This window comes from Undibacterium sp. Jales W-56 (genome assembly GCF_025548535.1).
Classification (GTDB): domain Bacteria; phylum Pseudomonadota; class Gammaproteobacteria; order Burkholderiales; family Burkholderiaceae_D; genus Undibacterium.
The window spans coordinates 23,790-40,393 of the sequence record NZ_JAJLQW010000001.1 but is presented as its reverse complement, the minus strand read 5'-3'; the positions used below and the strand labels follow the sequence as shown (position 1 = coordinate 40,393).

The following is a 16,604-nucleotide window of genomic DNA, read 5'->3' as shown; positions in this document are numbered from 1 at the left end:
AACGGCTGTCTATTCTAAGCCGGTGCTTCATGGTTACTTGTTAGTCAAGCGGTCCGTAATAATCTTTGGTGTGATAAATACTAAAAGCTCCGTCTTGTCATTGGTACGGCCAGTCGTTTTAAACAAATTACCAAATAACGGTATGTCGCCGAAAAATGGAACTTTTGTCTCGTTATTACGTTCATTCTGTTGGAAAATACCCCCTAAAACGACAGTGCCGCCATTCTCGACCAGGACCATGGTTTTCACTTCCTTGGTATCAATAGCAAAACCGGCACGGGTCTCGACTCCAACGCTGTCTTTATGTACATCCACGTCTAGAATGACATTACCGTCAGGAGTAATTTGCGGTGTCACTTCTAAGCGTAAGCTCGCTTTACGAAAGAAAATCGAGGTCGCTCCACTGCTGGTTGCCACTTGATAAGGTAATTCAGTGCCTTGTTCAATTGAGGCTTTTAATTGATCAGCGGTAACCACACGGGGACTGGAAATAATCTTCCCTTTGCCATCGGCCTCCAAGGCTGACAGTTCCAGATTTAAGAATCTATTCGCGGCTGAAGAGAAAAGACTCACCGCCAAGCTACCTGCATTCAATCCATTAATCCCATTTGCCGGCAAACTTACGAACTGAGAATTAGGAATAAAACTTTGTTCAGTAATTTTCGCCTGTCCGGTTTGCTCGCCTACCCCCAGATAATTGCCGGTCAGTGCGGCTCTTTGATTTCCACCCAACTGATAACCGGTATCGCCACCGCGCAAGCCTCGCATATCGGCAAAGCCCAGCTTAACGCCAAGATTTTTACTAAATTTATCATCGGCCTCAACAATCCGTGCTTCAATCAATACTTGTTTAGAAGCGATATCGGTTTTCTGAATTAATTTTCTTACCTCTTCTAATTTGCTTGCAACATCGGTGATAAACAACTGGTTAGTGCGAGGCTCAATGACGGCACTGCCACGTTTGGACAAAATCCTATTGGTGCTGGAGCCATCGACGCCAAAAACAAGTTTGAACGCCTCTGCTTTTTGATAATTCAATTGAAATGATTCTGTTTTCAAAGGTTCTAACTCGGCAATTTGTGCCTTCTGTTCTAATTCAAGTTTTTCTTTTGTAAGCAATTCATCTTTGGGCGCAATCCAGAGAACCGATCCATTCTTGCGCATATCCAGTCCCTTGGATTGCATAATGATGTCTAGGGCTTGATCCCATGGAACATCTTTTAATCTCAGTGTGGAACTGCCAGTTACGGTATCGCTTGCAATAATATTTAAGCCACTAAATTCCGCAATAATTTGCAGCAGCGCCCTAACTTCAATATTTTGGAAATTAAAGGATAATCTTTCTCCTCGATAACCCTGAGTTCCCTGGGTCAATTTATTCGGATCCTCTTTAATTGGTTTGACTTCAATCACCAATTGCGTATCGCTTTGATAAGCACTATGTTCCCATAAACCTTGCGGTTCAATTGTCATGCGAACATTTTCACCTTGAGTTCCGGTGGTAATTGTTTGCACAGGTGAACCGTAGTCGCCGACGTTCAAACGCTTCTTAAGAATATCTGGCAACCCAACTTTAATAAAGTCCACCACGATCTTCTGGCCTTGTTGACGGACATCAACAGCCACCTGATTATTCGGCAGATCTACGATGATGCGGCCCTCACCATTGCTGCCTCTGCGAAAATCGATATCCCGGAGATTTTGTTTAGTCTGAACAATGGCGACTGGCGCAACAGGCAACCCCACCGAATTAACTGCTGTGGCAATTCCTCCTGAGCCATCAATGGTGACGATGACCGCATTTCCCTCAACGACAGTAGCGTAGTTCAGCGATTTATTCATATTAAAAACCAGTCGTGAACGACCACTGGCTTCCACTAAATTTACACTGCGGAGCTCACCGATATTGATATCAACCGCTGATTTCCCAGTTGCGTTATTGGTATCAGCGAAATCCAGGGCAATACGGGCAGGATTGGTGATGGCAAATCCTATGGGAGATTTAGCCACGGGATTTTTTAAACCAATTTTGACAATCGTGTTAATGCCTTGCTGGTTGGCTGTAATTGATTCAATGCTGTTAGATTGGGCAAAACCCAATTGACAGAACATAAGCAGACTGATTGCAGATAATTTCACAAGCATAGCGCTCCCTTTACTTGCATTTATTTTAGTTATTAGGGCGTTCATTTTTTTGCCTCCTGCAGCTCTAGCTTCGCTTGGCGTTCAGTCCACTCACCTGCAGCATCTTGAACGATTTCCTTAATTTCAATTTCATTATCGGTAATTTTCGTAATCATGCCGAAATTCTGTCCCAAGTAATTGCCCATTTTTGCTTGAATAACCTTGTTTTCACCAGACACGTGAATCAAGGCATATCTTAGATTTGGCTTTTCTATTGTTCCAACCATCTGGAGGGTATCAAGGGGATAAGATTCCAATACCTCCTTACGTCTCTCCATATCCGGTTTTAAGCCATTGTTTGATTCTGCCCTCAGCCTCGCTAATACAACTAATAATTTTGATGGATTAAACGGATCGACATCACTTTTACCTGTGTAAGTGAACGGGACATACACCTTTGGTTCGCTCACTTTTGAAATAACGACGCGCGTCTCTTTTTTTACTTGCGCCATCCATTCCTGCACCTCAGACATCCCATTATCACTACACCCCGTTACAAAAAAACAAGGCATTAACATCAGAATCATTGGCTTTAAGACGCCTCTCATTTTTTAGCTCCTTTTTTCAAAGCTGCCTGCGTGGCAACCTCTTCAGGATCTAAATACCGGAAGGTTTTGGCAACAACATCAAGCACCAAAGTATTATCCTTACTTGCTGCGATCGCCAAATTATTGAGCGTGACGATTCGCGGCAGCTTAGCGATATCACTGACAAATTCACCCATATCGTGATAGCTTCCAACCAACTTAATATCGATTGGGAGTTCTGCGTAATAGTCTTTTACTGCAGGCTGCCCCGGTTTAAATCCATCGAACGTCAAACCGCGGCCAGTGGCCGCTTGATTGATGTCCGACAATAAGGCATCCATTTCAGCTTTGCTGGGCAATTGTTTCTCCATCGTAGCAACATACTGCAGCACCAGCTTCCGTTGTTCCTTCAGCGCATCAAGGCTAATAGCCTGTTGCATTTTTTGCTTGTATGAATCCTTTAATTTTTGCTCTTCTTGCTGCCCCACATCAAGCTCAGTTAGCTGTCCATCCCAATAAGCAAACCATCCTAGAGCAACGAGCCCTATCAGCAATGCAAATGCAGTAAGCAATCTAGGGGCGAGCGGCCATAAGCCTGGATGTAATCCGCCGAGATCCCTGAATTGGGATCCAATTGATTCGCTGAGTTCGTTCAAATTTGCCATATTTTTTCCTGTCCGCTTTTTATCAGGGCTTTTTACTATCAGGATTAATGTCTACGGCTCCCGAGGCAGCAGCAGAATCCTTTTCACGCGGACGTTTGATTCCCACATTAATCGTAAAATCAAACACTTTCTTGGCATCTCGCCCCTGCCCTAATCCGGTGGATTTAATTTCAATCAGGTCAGGCTTAATCATCCAGGCAGACTTATTTCCCAAATTACGCAAAAATTCAGAAACACGCTGATTCGATTGCGCATAACCATTAAGCACAATACGCTGCCCATCTTGCTTCAGCCCCTTCAAAAAGACCCCCTCAGGTGTCAGTTTGACTAATTCGTCGAGCATAAATACCGGTTGATTCCTGTCGCCTTGCAAATCTTCTACCGCTTGTTGACGCGCTTTCAAGCCATCAATTTCTTGTTTAAGGCTAGCTACTTCTTTAATTTTTTCATCAAGCTTAGCGTTCTCTGCCTTGATGAAATTATTTCGATCTGATTGCTGGGAAATTCTCATTGAGAAAAAAGTTCCTACTGCAATAATAATGATGACCGCAATCATTCCTGAGAGCAACAACAGCGTATAAAAATTATTCTTGAGTTGTTTGCGCTTGGCCTCACGATGAGGAAGAAGGTTAATTTTTATCATTAGCCGAATCTCCGCATTGCCAGGCCGCAAGCTACCAGATAGGAGGGCGCATCGCTGCGCAACGCCTTCTCGCTTACATTGGAAGATAATTCCATACCTTTAAATGGACTCACTACGCTGGTCGATATTTTGGTGCGCTCGGCAATCATATCGACCAATCCAGGGATGACGGCGCAGCCGCCCGCCAGGAAAATTTGATCTACCCGAGTGTAAGGAGTGGAAGTAAAGAAGAATTGAATAGCACGCGTTACTTCAAGCGCAGCGCTTTCCAAGAATGGCTCCAACAACTCCATCTCATAACTGTCAGGCAAGTCGCCTTGTTTTTTCTTCAGTTCAGCTTCTTCAAAAGCCAGGCCATAGTTACGCACAATATCCTGCGTTAATTGATTACCGCCGAATTGCTGATCGCGCTCATAGATCACCTCACCGTTGAGCAAGATGGAGATATAGGTCACTTTTGCACCGATCTGGAAAAGTGCATAAATCTGATCTTGCCCTGCATTCGGCTGCTGCTCAATCAAGCGTAAGATCGATGCGCGCGCTGCGTAGGATTCGATATCCATGACCTTGGCCTGCAAGCCTGAGGCTTCAGCGACCGCAACTCGGTCTTCGATTTTTTCTTTTCTCGAGGCAGCCAGCATGACTTCTACGTCTTCCTCGGCATTGTTGGCGGACGGCCCGATCACGCAAAAATCCAGACTCACCTCGTCCATCGCAAACGGAATGTATTGATTGGCCTCGGATTCGACCTGCAGCTCCAGCGCTTGCTCACTCAGATTACCTGGAAGAATAATTTTCTTGGTGATGACTGCTGAGGCAGGCATTGCTAACGCGACGTTTTTAGCACTTACGCCGCTTTTCTTAATGACTTTACGGATAGCCTCAGAAACCTGCTCGATGTTCTCAATATTTCCATCGACGACAGCCCCTTTGGGCAATAGTTCGGAGCCGTAGCGTTCTAACTTGAACGCCTTATTGCTTCCCTCAGAAATCTCCACAAGCTTGACATCGGACGTGCTGATGTCCAAGCCAACTAAAGGCGGGTTTTTTCTACCGAGCAATGATGCGAGATCTAAAGCCAAGGATATCCCCTCAAAAAATACTGTTTTATTTGCATTACTTTTAGCCTGTGGCGGTTACTACAAAATGCTTAAATATTGCGCACATTAAATGCGAATTTTCTTTTAAAAACCGCTATTTAGGAGACAATCATCCAAGCTTACATGAAATCCTAGCAATAAGCCCTTCATTGTGTAAAGCATTTTCCACGCAGCATCAACATTATCCGTTGCCAATTCCCCACGAAGAGAGCGAAGCATTTAGGCATTCAATGTCAAAAAATACGTAAAAAGAGACTATTTAATTATAAAAAAGCAAAATTTTATCAAGTATCTAATCGCATTTTTCTTCCGCAACATTTGCTTACATAAAAAATAGCCGCTGGAAACTGCAGGGAGCAACATGATCGTTTGTTGCTTTTATTAATACAATCTACCGCTTTAGCTAGCTAACTACCCCCTGAGGCTATAATGGCAGCCTGAATTCTTAATCGACACGCCACTAAAAATTTCCCTCATGCCAGCGACACCCACCTCTTCAGATACGCCGAAACAACGAGAAACGCCGAAGGCCCGTCATTGGGCAATCAAATTACTGCTTGGCACCGGTGGAATTATCCTCGGCTTGCTGGTTGCCGGGATATTGATTCTGGGATTCGCCCTGACCATGGCGTATCCGAATTTACCGGAACTCGACTCCATCACCAGCTATCGACCGAAGATGCCATTACGCGTGTTCTCGGCGGACAATATGTTGATTGCCGAATTCGGCGAGGAAAGACGCAATGTCGTGCATTTCAAGGAAATCCCTGAAATCATGAAAAAAGCCGTATTGGCGATTGAAGATGACCGCTTTTACGAGCATGGCGGAGTCGATTACCTCGGCATTACCCGGGCGGCCCTGCACAACCTGACTGGCGGCGCCAAACAAGGGGCATCCACCATTACCCAACAGGTCGCGCGTAATTTTTTCCTGTCCAGCGAACAAACCTTCAAACGCAAGATTTATGAAATTCTGCTCGCCTGGAAAATTGAACAAAACCTGACCAAAGATCAGATCCTGGAGGTCTACATGAACCAGATTTATCTGGGGCAGCGCGCTTATGGCTTCTCGTCGGCCGCCCAGATTTATTTTGGCAAGAGCCTGAAAGAACTCACCATTGCCGAGGCCGCGATGCTGGCCGGCTTGCCCAAAGCCCCATCGGCTTACAACCCGGTCGCCAACCCCAAGCGGGCAACCGTGCGCCAGCAATACATCCTGCAAAGGATGAAGCAACTGGGCTACATCACCGAAGCTCAATTCGAGCAAGCCAAAAACGAAGAGCTGCATACCAAAACCGATAGCAGCGAATTTGGTATCCATGCCGAATACGTGGCAGAGATGGCGCGTCAGCTGGTTTATGAACAGTTCAAGGAAGAGACCTACACCCGCGGACTGAACGTTTACACCACCATTACCAAAGCCGATCAGGATGCCGCGTATCTGGCGCTGCGCCGGGGTGTCATGGACTATGAAAAGCGGCACGGCTATCGCGGTCCCGAAGCGATCATTGACATCCCCAGCGGCAAAGAAGCCGCCGAGGATGCGATTGAAAAAGAATTGGCCCAACACTCCGATAGCGATGATCTGGTTATTGCCATGGTACTGGATGCCAATCCCAAACAAGTGAAAGCCGTGCTGGCCTCCGGCGAAGAAATCCAGATCACCGGACCAGGGTTGACATTTGCAGCGGCAGGCCTGGCGCCAAGCGCACCTGCGAATAAAAAAATTCAGCGCGGCGCGGTGATCCGCGTCACGCAAGAAGGCAAAAACTGGAATATCACCCAGCTACCTGAAGTGCAGTCAGCGTTTGTCGCCGCCAGTACCACGGATGGTGCGATTCATGCATTAGTCGGCGGCTTTGATTACAACATCAATAAATTCAATCATGTGACCCAGGCCTGGCGCCAGCCTGGCTCAAGTTTTAAACCCTTCATCTATTCATCTGCGCTGGAAAAAGGCTTGTCGCCCGCCACCATTATTAATGACGCACCGATCAGTTTCGACGCCGGTCAAACCGGCGGCCAGGCCTGGGAACCCAAAAACTACGATGGCAAATACGAAGGCCCGATGAGCATGCGCAAGGGTTTGACCAAATCCAAGAATATGGTTTCTATCCGCATCCTGCATAAAGTCGGCGCCAAATATGGCCAGGCATACACGACCCGCTTCGGCTTTTTGCCCGAGAAAAATCCGCCTTACCTGACACTGGCGCTAGGTGCGGGTGCCGTCACACCTTTGCAGATGGCCGGCGCTTATGCGGTGTTCGCCAACGGCGGCTACAAAATCAATCCCTATCTGATTTCAAAAATCACGGACACCACGGGCAAAGTCTTATCGCAGGCGAATCCCGATAAGTCCGGCGATGAAGCCAACCGCGTGATCGACGAGCGCAATGCCTTTTTGATGGATAGCATGATGAGGGACGTAGTGCGCTTTGGCACCGCAACCAAGGCATTGGTCCTGAAGCGCCCGGATATCGCCGGCAAAACCGGCACCACGAATGACTCATTCGATGCCTGGTTTGCCGGCTATCAGGCGAAACTGGTCGGCATCGCCTGGATAGGCTTCGATCAGCCGAAAAATCTCGGCAATAAAGAAACCGGCGGCGGTCTCGCGCTACCGATCTGGATCGGCTATATGCAAAGGGCGCTCAAAGATATTCCTGTTGAAGAGCGTCCTGTCCCGAACGGGATTATTTCGGCGAATGGCGATTTTTATTATGCCGAAAATCCACCGGGCATAGCTATACAGTCATTGGAGGTCGAGCCGAAAGTCATTGAAGAATGAAAGTCATTGAAGAATAAAACTGCAGAACTTGCGCAACAGTCTGGCAGCGGCGGGACATGATGCGCAAGCTCGCGGATTACAAAGCGCCCTGAGCCTGGGCGACTGCCGATAAGGTACTGAAAAACTCGGAGCCGTCACGCGTGTTTAGCCAGTGCTGACCGTCATATTTGTAATGAAAGCCGCCGGAACGCGCTGCCAGCCACATCTCCTGCATCGGCGCCTGACTATTCACAATGATTTTTGAGCCATTGTTGACGAACTCAATCTCCAGCACATTGCCGCTGCGCTTGCATTCGACATCCAGCTCATCGTTTTCAAATGCCTGTTCAAAGATGGTTTCTACCTGGCGCAGACAGTGATCCGCCAGGCTCAAAAATTCGGTTTCGGTCATGCTACACTCCAGCGCAAACATAAAACCCCATTGTAAGCGCTAATCCCGGCTCCACTTCCAAAGAACCACAGAGAGCAAGGACAATAGCGAAGTTCGCACTTAAACCCGACCAACAAAAGAATTAAATAGGATTTTGCATGATGAAAAAAATCACGCTGATGCTGCTGAGTTCAGCCCTGCTAGCTACCGTCACAGCTTGCGGCCAGAAAGGCCCTTTGTACATCCCGAATAAATCGAGCCTGGCGGCACTGGCAGCAACAGATGCCGCGATGGTGGCGCTCAAAGCCAGGCCAGCGACTCACGAAAATTAATCATACTGGGGTAGGGTATTTTTTAAAACCGCTTTAAAATAAGCGGAATCCATCTTATTTTTACCTATACTCCCTATTTTATCAATCCTCAGGACGCAACTGGATAGGCGAGGCTTTTTCAGGCCGGCATCCTTGAATGTTGTGCAAGATCGCCCCGATCGCTGCCATATCCTGATCCGCATCGCCGCTCAGCGGCAAGTAATCGACGAGGCCGATTTCCTTTTTGGAAAAATCAAAGTAGGCACAACCGACCGGGATCCTGGCGGCCAGGGCAATATGATAAAAGCCGCTACGCCAATACGGACGCTGACTGCGCGTACCTTCAGGTGTAATTGCCAGCCAATACCAGTCGGCACGATTGATACGCTCGGCCAATCTGGCAATCGCGCCTGTCGACGCATTTCGCTCAACCGGCTCGCCTCCCAGATAGCGCACCAGGCGACCGACGGTCGCTCCGGTGATGCCTTCAAACAAAGACGACTTAGCGATGAAATGAAAAGGCATGCCTATCGCCCACATCGCGAATACGCCCACCACAAAATCCCAGTTGGAGGTATGCGGATACACCACGATCACGCCGCGCGGCCCGGGTAAAGGCTTATACAAGACCCGCCAACCGATCAACTTCATCGCCGCTACGGCAAACCGCTGCAAACGTGTCTCCACATTTTTTGTTGTAAGTAGATGTGCTGTCATAATTTTTATGCCTGATAGGCGGCAATTATGCCAAGGGGCAATAAATGATGCAAACAAACTTACGTTCAAGGCCGCATTGCAACTTCCCGTCAACAAAAAGAGCTACCTAACACTACTGACAACCGGCGCTCTGCTGTTTTGCCAACGCCAGAATAAACGTAGCGTGAGCAATGCCGCCACGATCAATCCGAATAAGATCGGTTGAGAAAAATCATGTTTACCCGCCTTCATCCAAAAATAATGCAAGATGCCCAAGGGTGCGATCAGATAGATCAAGCGGTGCAGCCATTGCCAGCGCTTGCCGCCCAAACGCTTAATCATGCCATTGGTGCTGGTGGCGGCGAGCGGCAACAGCAATACGAAGGCGCTAAAGCCTACCGTGATGAAGGGCCGCTTCAGCACATCCTTCCACATCTCCGCCACATCGAATCCGTGATCGAACCAGAGAAAAGTCATGAAGTGCAGCAGCGCATAAAAAAACGTGAACAGCCCCAGCATGCGGCGCAAACGTATCAGCCAATGCCATTGCGTGAACTTGCGCAGGGGCGTCACTGTCAGTGTGATGCACAGCAAATATAAGGTCCAGTCACCGGTATTTCGCGTGATGAACTCGACCGGATTGGCCCCCAGCTTATCCAGGAAAGCAAAACTGAACAGGCGCAAAAAAGGCAGGAGCGCGACGACGAATAAAACCACCTTCATCAACGAGAGTTGTTTAGGTGAAGGCTGATATGCAGGCAAGCGCATTACATAGTCCAAGGTTGATGATCAGGGCGTGAAGGCGAGTAATGCATCGCATCATTCGACGCATCATCACAGAGAATGAATGGATGGAAAAGCCGGATCGATTGACTCAATTCGGACTAGATCAGTTCAATAGAATTTTTTCAAATCCATCCCGGCGTATAAAGACGCGACTTCGTTATAGCCATTGAACATCAGGGTCTTGCGTTTTTTGGCAAACAAGCCGTCTTCGCCAATACGGCGCTCGCTCGCCTGCGACCAGCGCGGATGATCGACATCGGGATTCACATTCGAATAAAAACCATACTCGCCCGGTGCCGCGATATTCCATGCGGTTCTCGGCTGTTCCTTGGTGAAACGGATCTTGACGATCGACTTCGCCGACTTGAAGCCGTACTTCCAAGGCAAGACCATGCGCACCGGCGCGCCGTTCTGATTCGGCAAGACTTCGCCGTACATACCCAGACTCAGTAAGGTCAGCGGATGCATCGCCTCGTCCATGCGCAAACCCTCCACATACGGCCATTCGAGCACCGGACGGCGCAAACCCGGCATCTGTTTTTTGTCATCCAGCGTAATGAACTCAACAAACTTGGCGTTCCCGGTCGGTTCGACTTTTTTGATCAGATTCGATAAAGAATAACCGATCCAGGGGATTACCATCGACCAGCCTTCCACGCAACGCAGGCGATACACGCGCTCTTCCAGCGGCGCCAGTTTGAGCAAGGCATCAAGGTCCAGCGTCACCGGTTTTTTCACTTCGCCTTCAATCGTGACCGTCCAGGGATGAGGCTTCAGCGTGCCGGCATTCATCGCGGGTTCCGATTTATCGGTACCGAATTCGTAAAAATTGTTATACGTCGTTGCGTCTTTGTAAGCCGTCTTTTTTTCTATCAGCGCATACGCAGGATTCAGGGTAGAGGCCAGTTTTTGCGCACCCGGAGTCTGGGAAAATGCCTCACGGTTCGCCATCTCGAATAGAGCCGTGCCGGCAATCGAGCCGACCGCCATCTGACGGATAAAATCGCGGCGGGATTCAAATACCTCACGCGGGGTGATCTCGGATGAAAATGGCAACTCGATGCCGTTGGGACTACGTTTGATCAACATGATGACTCCATTTGCGACGACGAAAGGGAAAACCTAGCTACCACTGCGACCTGTCAGGCCAAATACCATGAGCTTAGACGGCACGAGTACGTGTTTAGTTTCTCATGAGTCGAGATAGTCTGCCGAACCTTACATTTTTTGATCCGCCCAATAAAAAAGCACTGCATTTTCAGGTGCAGTGCTTTTTATCTTTGCGGAATCAGCTTACAGCGCGCCGTAAGAGTGCAAACCGGACAAGAACATATTTACGCCAAGGAAAGCAAACGTGGTGACGAGTAAACCGATCAATGCCCACCAGGCCGCCATCTGGCCGCGCAAGCCCTTCATCAGGCGCATATGCAACCATGCCGCATAATTCAGCCAGACGATCAGGGCCCAGGTTTCTTTCGGATCCCACGACCAGTAACCGCCCCAAGCCTCTGCCGCCCACAAAGCGCCAAGAATTGTCGCAATCGTGAAGAAGGCGAAGCCAACCGCAATCGCTTTATACATTACGTCGTCGAGTACCTCGAGTGAAGGCAGGCGATCTTGCAAATAGCCTTTGGATTTCAGCAAATAAGCCACCGCAACCATCGACGCCAGCGCGAAGGTACCATAGCCGATGAAGTTGGCAGGCACATGGATTTTCATCCACCAGCTCTGCAAAGCCGGCACCAGAGGTTGAATTTCGGACGCATCGCGCCTGACCGTGTACCACAGCAAAAATCCGACTGCCGCAGAAATCACGATCAGGACAAAGGGACCGAGCTGGCGCGTCGCATATTGCTGTTCGTAGTACAGATAGAACAGCGCCGTGATCATCGAAAACAGGATGAACACTTCATACAAATTCGATACCGGTATATGGCCGATATCGGCACCGATCAGATACGACTCATACCAGCGCACCAGCATGCCGGTGAGGCCCATGATCACCGCGGCCCAGCACAATATCGACCCCACCGACGAACCGAAATCCGAGCGGGCAATCAAGCCGCCCCAGTAAAACAAGGTCGATAAAAAGAACAAAGTGCTCATCCACAAAATCGCGGATTGGCTCGACAGTAAATATTTCAGGAAAAATTTCTGGTTCGCCATGTCCAGCGAACCGCCATATAGATGGATGGCAAACAAGGCGCTTATCGCCAGTAAAGCGAGCAGCCAGCGCATGGATTTCCAATGCCAGCCTAGCCACGCAAATGCCGGCGCAGCGCATAACAAAATGCCTTTTTCATACACATCCATATATGCGCCAAAACGACTCAGCGCAAATAAAGACGACATGCTCAAGGCAACGGCGTAGAGCCAGTCCAGCACCGACAGGCGCTTAAAAAAACCTTGGTAAGGCGTATAGTCTTGTGTCATTTCCATCATGTTTCCAATATCAAATCTTACTGCTCCGTGTCATCCGTGACACGGAGATAGCTTGCTTATCCACAGTGTAGTCGATTAGTGCGCTTCCGGTGCCGATGCGGGAGCTGAGACAGCGCCGCCCTGAGGTGGCAACTGCGCCAACTGCTGCTTTAGCTGCTCAAATTCTTTTTCAAAATCCAGGGTCTTGCGTTGCGAACTCAATGCCATCAGGGCGCTGGTGCCGCCATCGCTGTCTTTCAGCCAGACCCACAAGCGGCGTTCACGGATATAAAACATTGAGAACACGCCGATCACCAGGAACAGGCATCCCAGATAGACCACGTTCTTGCCGGGTGAACGCGTTACCTGCAATACCGATGCCTTCACTTCTTCAAACCCGCTAAGCTGCAAATACACCGGTGCGCCGTAGAAAAACGAGTCCGACAAGGCATTGATCGACAACTGCATGAAGCGTGCGCGCTTCTCATTTAAATCCAGTGCAGGCAGACCCGCTTTTTCGCGTGCGACTTGCCACAGATCCCACATGCTGCCATTCAATATCTTCATGAAAACATCGGCAGCTTTACCCTGTTCCGCAGCCGGAATTTGCTCCAGAAAACGTGAGATCGCGACAAAACCGGCGGCCTGGCTTTTACCGTCGCCAGCAAAAATCGCCAAGCCTTTGAGGGCGGATAAGCGCAACTGTTCTTGCAACTGGCTTGGCATCTTTTGCGGACTCTCAGGCAGCGCGTGTTTCACATAACGCTGCGCGGCAAGGTCGCGCCACTCCGGATTCGCCAAGGCGGCGCGCAGACGCATCCATTCGACGATCGTGTCATCGTCATCGGCCGGAATGCGCAGATAACGAAAGGCCTCGTTCGGATTGTCGCGGGTGCCCGCCAGGAACATGGTTGCGCCGTCCAACTGCATAGGCTGCATGTAGTTATGAAATTCCCTGGCCTGGCCGGTCTTGTCGCGCAATTTATATTGCACGCTGGGACCGACGTTTTTTAAATCCTTGCTGTTCGCACTCTTGGCAGCCGAACCGGTATGCTTGTCCAGATCAGCGCTGAGTTGCTGGTTAAAACTCGTATTGGTATTCACGGCGCGCAGGTCTTGCCCGGCCTTCATGTTCTCGACATTGAAGGGTCGGAAGCCCGACCATTCAATCGTGTAATCATTGCCGCCAGTTGATCCGCCAACCGATTGCAACGGCGTTGAGCCGCCGACTTCGCCGGATAAAGGGAAGCTGGTCGATTGCATGCCCGTCATCGGAAACGCCGTCATGGACAAGTGACTGCCGCCATCCTCAAAACTCGACTGATACACCGCTACCCCTTTGTAGATCAGCGGCTCATTGACCTTGATCGTTGCGGAGAAGGTCTTGCCGGTCTCATGATCCTTGACCGTCACTTCACTGGCAAACAACTTGGGCATGCCGGTCGAATAATAATCAATGATGAATTTATTCAGCTTGATCGTGAACGGTAAATCCTGGATCAATACGCCTTTAGGCTGGGGAATAATCGCGGTGCTGCTGGTCGCCCCCTCCGGGATCATGGTATTGCCGCGAAAGGTAGGATTCGCCAGCGACAAGCGATGTTGCTGCGGGATGTTCGCAATAACCCCGCTGCCGTCAAACGCAACTTTCCCCATAAACCATTGCTGCATGCGGATAGACAAATCCGAATCCAGCATGCCGCCAACGCAGATGATCACAATCGCGCTATGCGCAAAAATATAACCCCATTTGTTGACCGCGCCTTGCTTGGCGCTGATCAGAGTGGCGCCGTCTTTTTCCGAGACTTTGAATTTATAGCCGAGCCGCGCAATATGCGCGCTGATCTGATGCGTGCTGGCGACTCGCGGCCCTGTCGTATGCCACTCGGCCTTATGGTGAAAATTGCGCAGGGATTGTTCGCGTACATGTTCACGCCAGCTGCGCATGTCTTTCACTATTTTCGGCACATTGCGGATCAGGCACAGGCTGGTCGATAACACCAGAAATGTCATGATCAGCAAAAACCACCAGGCCGAGTACACGGCATACAACCCCAGCTTGGCAAAGATATCGAACCAGAATGGGCCGAACTGATTCACATAATTCGGCATAGGCTCGTTCTGCTTGAGCACCGTGCCTATGGTCGACGCAATCGCAATCAAGGCCAGCAGGCTGATCGCAAAACGCATCGACGACAGCAACTCGACCGTATCCGCCAGCCAGCGGCGTTTGGTCTTGATCTGTATTCCGGCAGTATTTGTTTCCATAAAATCCTGAAAATAAAAAAGGGGATGGCTTTTGCCACCCCCTCCATTTTTTACTTATCGATTACTTATTTAGTACTTATTTGTTTTTATCGATGGATGCTTACTTCAGACCTGCAACGTAGTCGGCAACTGCCTTGATTTCATCATCGGACATACGCTTGGAAATCGTCATCATCTGTGCGCTGTTCTTACGGACGCCAGTGCGGAAGTTCGTCAATTGCGCAATGGTGTAATCCTGATGCTGGCCGGCGATGCGCGGGAACTGCGCCGGAATACCCGCACCGTTCGGGCTGTGGCAGCCGGCACATGCCGGGACGCTTTTCTCAGCGATACCGCCGCGATAGATTTGCTTGCCGATTTCCAGCAGGTCTTTGTTCTTAGCAGCGCCTGGCTTGGATTTTTGCGTGCTCAGATAAGCTGCCAGGTTTTTCATGTCGTCTTCTGTCATCGCTTTGGCAAACGTCGTCATGACGGCGTTGTTACGGTCAGGGCCAGTGAAGTTCGACAATTGCTTAGCGAGATACGCTTCGTGCTGGCCGGCCAGCTTAGGATTGACCGTGATCGTCGAATTGCCTGCGGTACCGTGGCAAGAAGCACAGGCGACGATGCCGCGTGCGCCATCCCCATTGGTGTACAAGGCTTCGCCTTTGGCGGGATCGGCTTTGGCAGGAGCTTTGTGCTCTTCGTTGGCATAGGCCATTGAGGCGACTGAAGACAACGCCAGAATTGCGATGCTGAGGGACTTCAAAAAAGGAGAAAAAGCACGGTTCATTCAAACACCTTGAGACTAAATGATGGAAATCTGCCCTAGTGGCAACGCATAGTTGCGCTGTCGGTGGCGACGCTTGTAGTGCATCGCACGACTCAACAGTACAATAAATACAACGAATATACAAAATGCGGGATTGGAAACATGCAGCCCAATACCTAACCCCTTATTGTACAATAGCTTTTAAGTGAAACACTTTCTTCTGTTGCATTTTTCCATGCAATTTCGATGCTCCGGGTTGCTTCGTTCTGCCGAGTCCCGCTTAAGTACGAGCTGAATGCGAACTTTAGTGCCGGCTCAATCCCGATCATCTTTACTATTATTTAATAAGCGCAAGCACCTCTTATGTCTATTCTCTGGCAAGCCCGTTTCTTCACCACGGTCAATCATCTGCGCGATTTGCCGCACACCACCGTACCGGAAATTGCCTTTGCCGGCCGCTCCAATGCAGGTAAATCGACGGCGATCAATATTCTGTGCAATCAAAAGAAATTATGCTTCGCGTCCAAAACACCGGGACGCACGCAGCATATCAACTATTTTTCCATCGGCGGCGCCCATGTCGGGCAGCATCGCAAAGACGAAACCCGCGTCGATGAAATCCGCGCCCTGCTGGTCGATTTACCGGGCTACGGTTACGCCGAAGTGCCGGGCGCCGCTAAAACACACTGGAATCAATTGCTGGGCGCGTACGTACAAAAGCGCGAGCAATTGTCGGCACTGGTCTTGATGATGGATGCGCGTCGTCCATTTACCGACCTCGACACCCAGATGCTGGAATGGTTTGCGCCAACCGGTCGCCCGATTCACTGCCTGCTGACCAAGGCGGACAAGCTGAACCGCAATGATGCGACGAACGCGCTGCGCCTGACCAATAATATTCTGTCTAGCTACACCGATGCGCGCGGCCAACCGTTCCCATTTACCGCACAATTATTTTCTTCGCTGAAGCGCACCGGGATTGAAGAAGCCGACGCCAAGATACAAAATTTGCTGGGGCTGGATATTCCTCTGGCCGAAGATGCCGTCGAAGACAACAGCAATTCTGCGATCTCAGGCGCTCAGGAATAAATGGC

Annotated in this window: 15 protein-coding genes; 3 read left to right on the top strand and 12 right to left on the bottom strand. The window is 49.6% G+C overall.

The genetic code is table 11. The features are described 5' to 3' along the window. Positions 1–33: 33 nt before the first annotated feature. The 5 genes from pilQ to LPB67_RS00240 are packed head-to-tail and all read right to left on the bottom strand — an operon-like array spanning position 34 to position 5,101. Entirely contained in the window at positions 34–2,145 is a 2,112-nt protein-coding gene (pilQ, locus tag LPB67_RS00260) for a type IV pilus secretin PilQ (RefSeq protein WP_262836124.1), read from the bottom strand. A 41-nt stretch (positions 2,146–2,186) separates the two neighbouring features. Beyond that, positions 2,187–2,732 (bottom strand): pilus assembly protein PilP, encoded by a 546-nt coding sequence (locus LPB67_RS00255; protein ID WP_262835041.1) that lies wholly within the window; start codon positions 2,730–2,732, stop codon positions 2,187–2,189. Continuing rightward, a complete protein-coding gene (locus LPB67_RS00250; protein WP_262835040.1) occupies positions 2,729–3,376 on the bottom strand; it encodes a type 4a pilus biogenesis protein PilO in 648 nt (215 codons plus the stop codon). Before LPB67_RS00250 ends, LPB67_RS00255 begins: the two co-directional genes overlap by 4 nt. A gap of 22 nt (positions 3,377–3,398) precedes the next feature. Next, positions 3,399–4,019, bottom strand: a complete 621-nt coding sequence (locus tag LPB67_RS00245; RefSeq protein WP_262835038.1) for a PilN domain-containing protein — start codon at positions 4,017–4,019, stop codon at positions 3,399–3,401. Beyond that, positions 4,019–5,101, bottom strand: coding sequence for a pilus assembly protein PilM (locus tag LPB67_RS00240; protein ID WP_262835037.1), 1,083 nt, complete (start codon positions 5,099–5,101; stop codon positions 4,019–4,021). The genes LPB67_RS00245 and LPB67_RS00240 overlap by 1 nt, the downstream gene beginning before the upstream one ends. 493 nt (positions 5,102–5,594) lie before the next feature. Between LPB67_RS00240 and LPB67_RS00235 the strand changes: the two genes are divergently transcribed. Next, on the top strand, positions 5,595–7,907 hold the full coding sequence (locus LPB67_RS00235) for a penicillin-binding protein 1A (protein WP_262835036.1): 2,313 nt from the start codon (positions 5,595–5,597) through the stop codon (positions 7,905–7,907). Positions 7,908–7,983: 76 nt separating this feature from the next. On the opposite strand, the gene cyaY is transcribed toward LPB67_RS00235, so the two are convergent. After that, on the bottom strand, positions 7,984–8,298 hold the full coding sequence (cyaY, locus tag LPB67_RS00230) for an iron donor protein CyaY (RefSeq protein WP_262835034.1): 315 nt from the start codon (positions 8,296–8,298) through the stop codon (positions 7,984–7,986). A gap of 137 nt (positions 8,299–8,435) precedes the next feature. On the opposite strand from cyaY, the gene lptM reads away from it, so the two are divergent. Continuing rightward, positions 8,436–8,609, top strand: a complete 174-nt coding sequence (gene lptM / locus LPB67_RS00225) for an LPS translocon maturation chaperone LptM (RefSeq protein ID WP_262835033.1) — start codon at positions 8,436–8,438, stop codon at positions 8,607–8,609. A gap of 81 nt (positions 8,610–8,690) precedes the next feature. Here lptM and LPB67_RS00220 read toward each other — a convergent pair whose 3' ends face one another. The 6 genes from LPB67_RS00220 to LPB67_RS00195 all read right to left on the bottom strand — a co-directional run bounded on the left by LPB67_RS00220 (position 8,691) and on the right by LPB67_RS00195 (position 15,531). After that, the gene (locus LPB67_RS00220) at positions 8,691–9,263 is read right to left on the bottom strand and encodes a 1-acyl-sn-glycerol-3-phosphate acyltransferase (protein ID WP_262835032.1); all 573 of its coding nucleotides are present in this window, start codon (positions 9,261–9,263) and stop codon (positions 8,691–8,693) included. A 144-nt stretch (positions 9,264–9,407) separates the two neighbouring features. After that, positions 9,408–10,052 carry a sulfite oxidase heme-binding subunit YedZ gene (locus tag LPB67_RS00215; protein ID WP_262835031.1) on the bottom strand — a complete coding sequence of 215 codons (645 nt, stop codon included), beginning with the start codon at positions 10,050–10,052 and terminating at the stop codon, positions 9,408–9,410. Between the two features lie 126 nt (positions 10,053–10,178). Beyond that, complete coding sequence (gene msrP, locus LPB67_RS00210) at positions 10,179–11,159, bottom strand: protein-methionine-sulfoxide reductase catalytic subunit MsrP (RefSeq protein WP_262835030.1); 981 nt, start codon at positions 11,157–11,159, stop codon at positions 10,179–10,181. A 204-nt stretch (positions 11,160–11,363) separates the two neighbouring features. Next, positions 11,364–12,512, bottom strand: coding sequence for a c-type cytochrome biogenesis protein CcsB (ccsB, locus tag LPB67_RS00205; RefSeq protein WP_410482682.1), 1,149 nt, complete (start codon positions 12,510–12,512; stop codon positions 11,364–11,366). A gap of 75 nt (positions 12,513–12,587) precedes the next feature. Further along, positions 12,588–14,759 carry a cytochrome c biogenesis protein ResB gene (locus LPB67_RS00200; RefSeq protein ID WP_262835028.1) on the bottom strand — a complete coding sequence of 724 codons (2,172 nt, stop codon included), beginning with the start codon at positions 14,757–14,759 and terminating at the stop codon, positions 12,588–12,590. 100 nt (positions 14,760–14,859) lie between these two features. Beyond that, entirely contained in the window at positions 14,860–15,531 is a 672-nt protein-coding gene (locus tag LPB67_RS00195; RefSeq protein WP_262835027.1) for a c-type cytochrome, read from the bottom strand. 342 nt (positions 15,532–15,873) lie between these two features. Here LPB67_RS00195 and yihA point away from each other — a divergent pair, with 342 nt between their 5' ends. Then, positions 15,874–16,599, top strand: a complete 726-nt coding sequence (gene yihA / locus LPB67_RS00190; RefSeq protein ID WP_262835026.1) for a ribosome biogenesis GTP-binding protein YihA/YsxC — start codon at positions 15,874–15,876, stop codon at positions 16,597–16,599. Positions 16,600–16,604 lie beyond the last annotated feature (5 nt).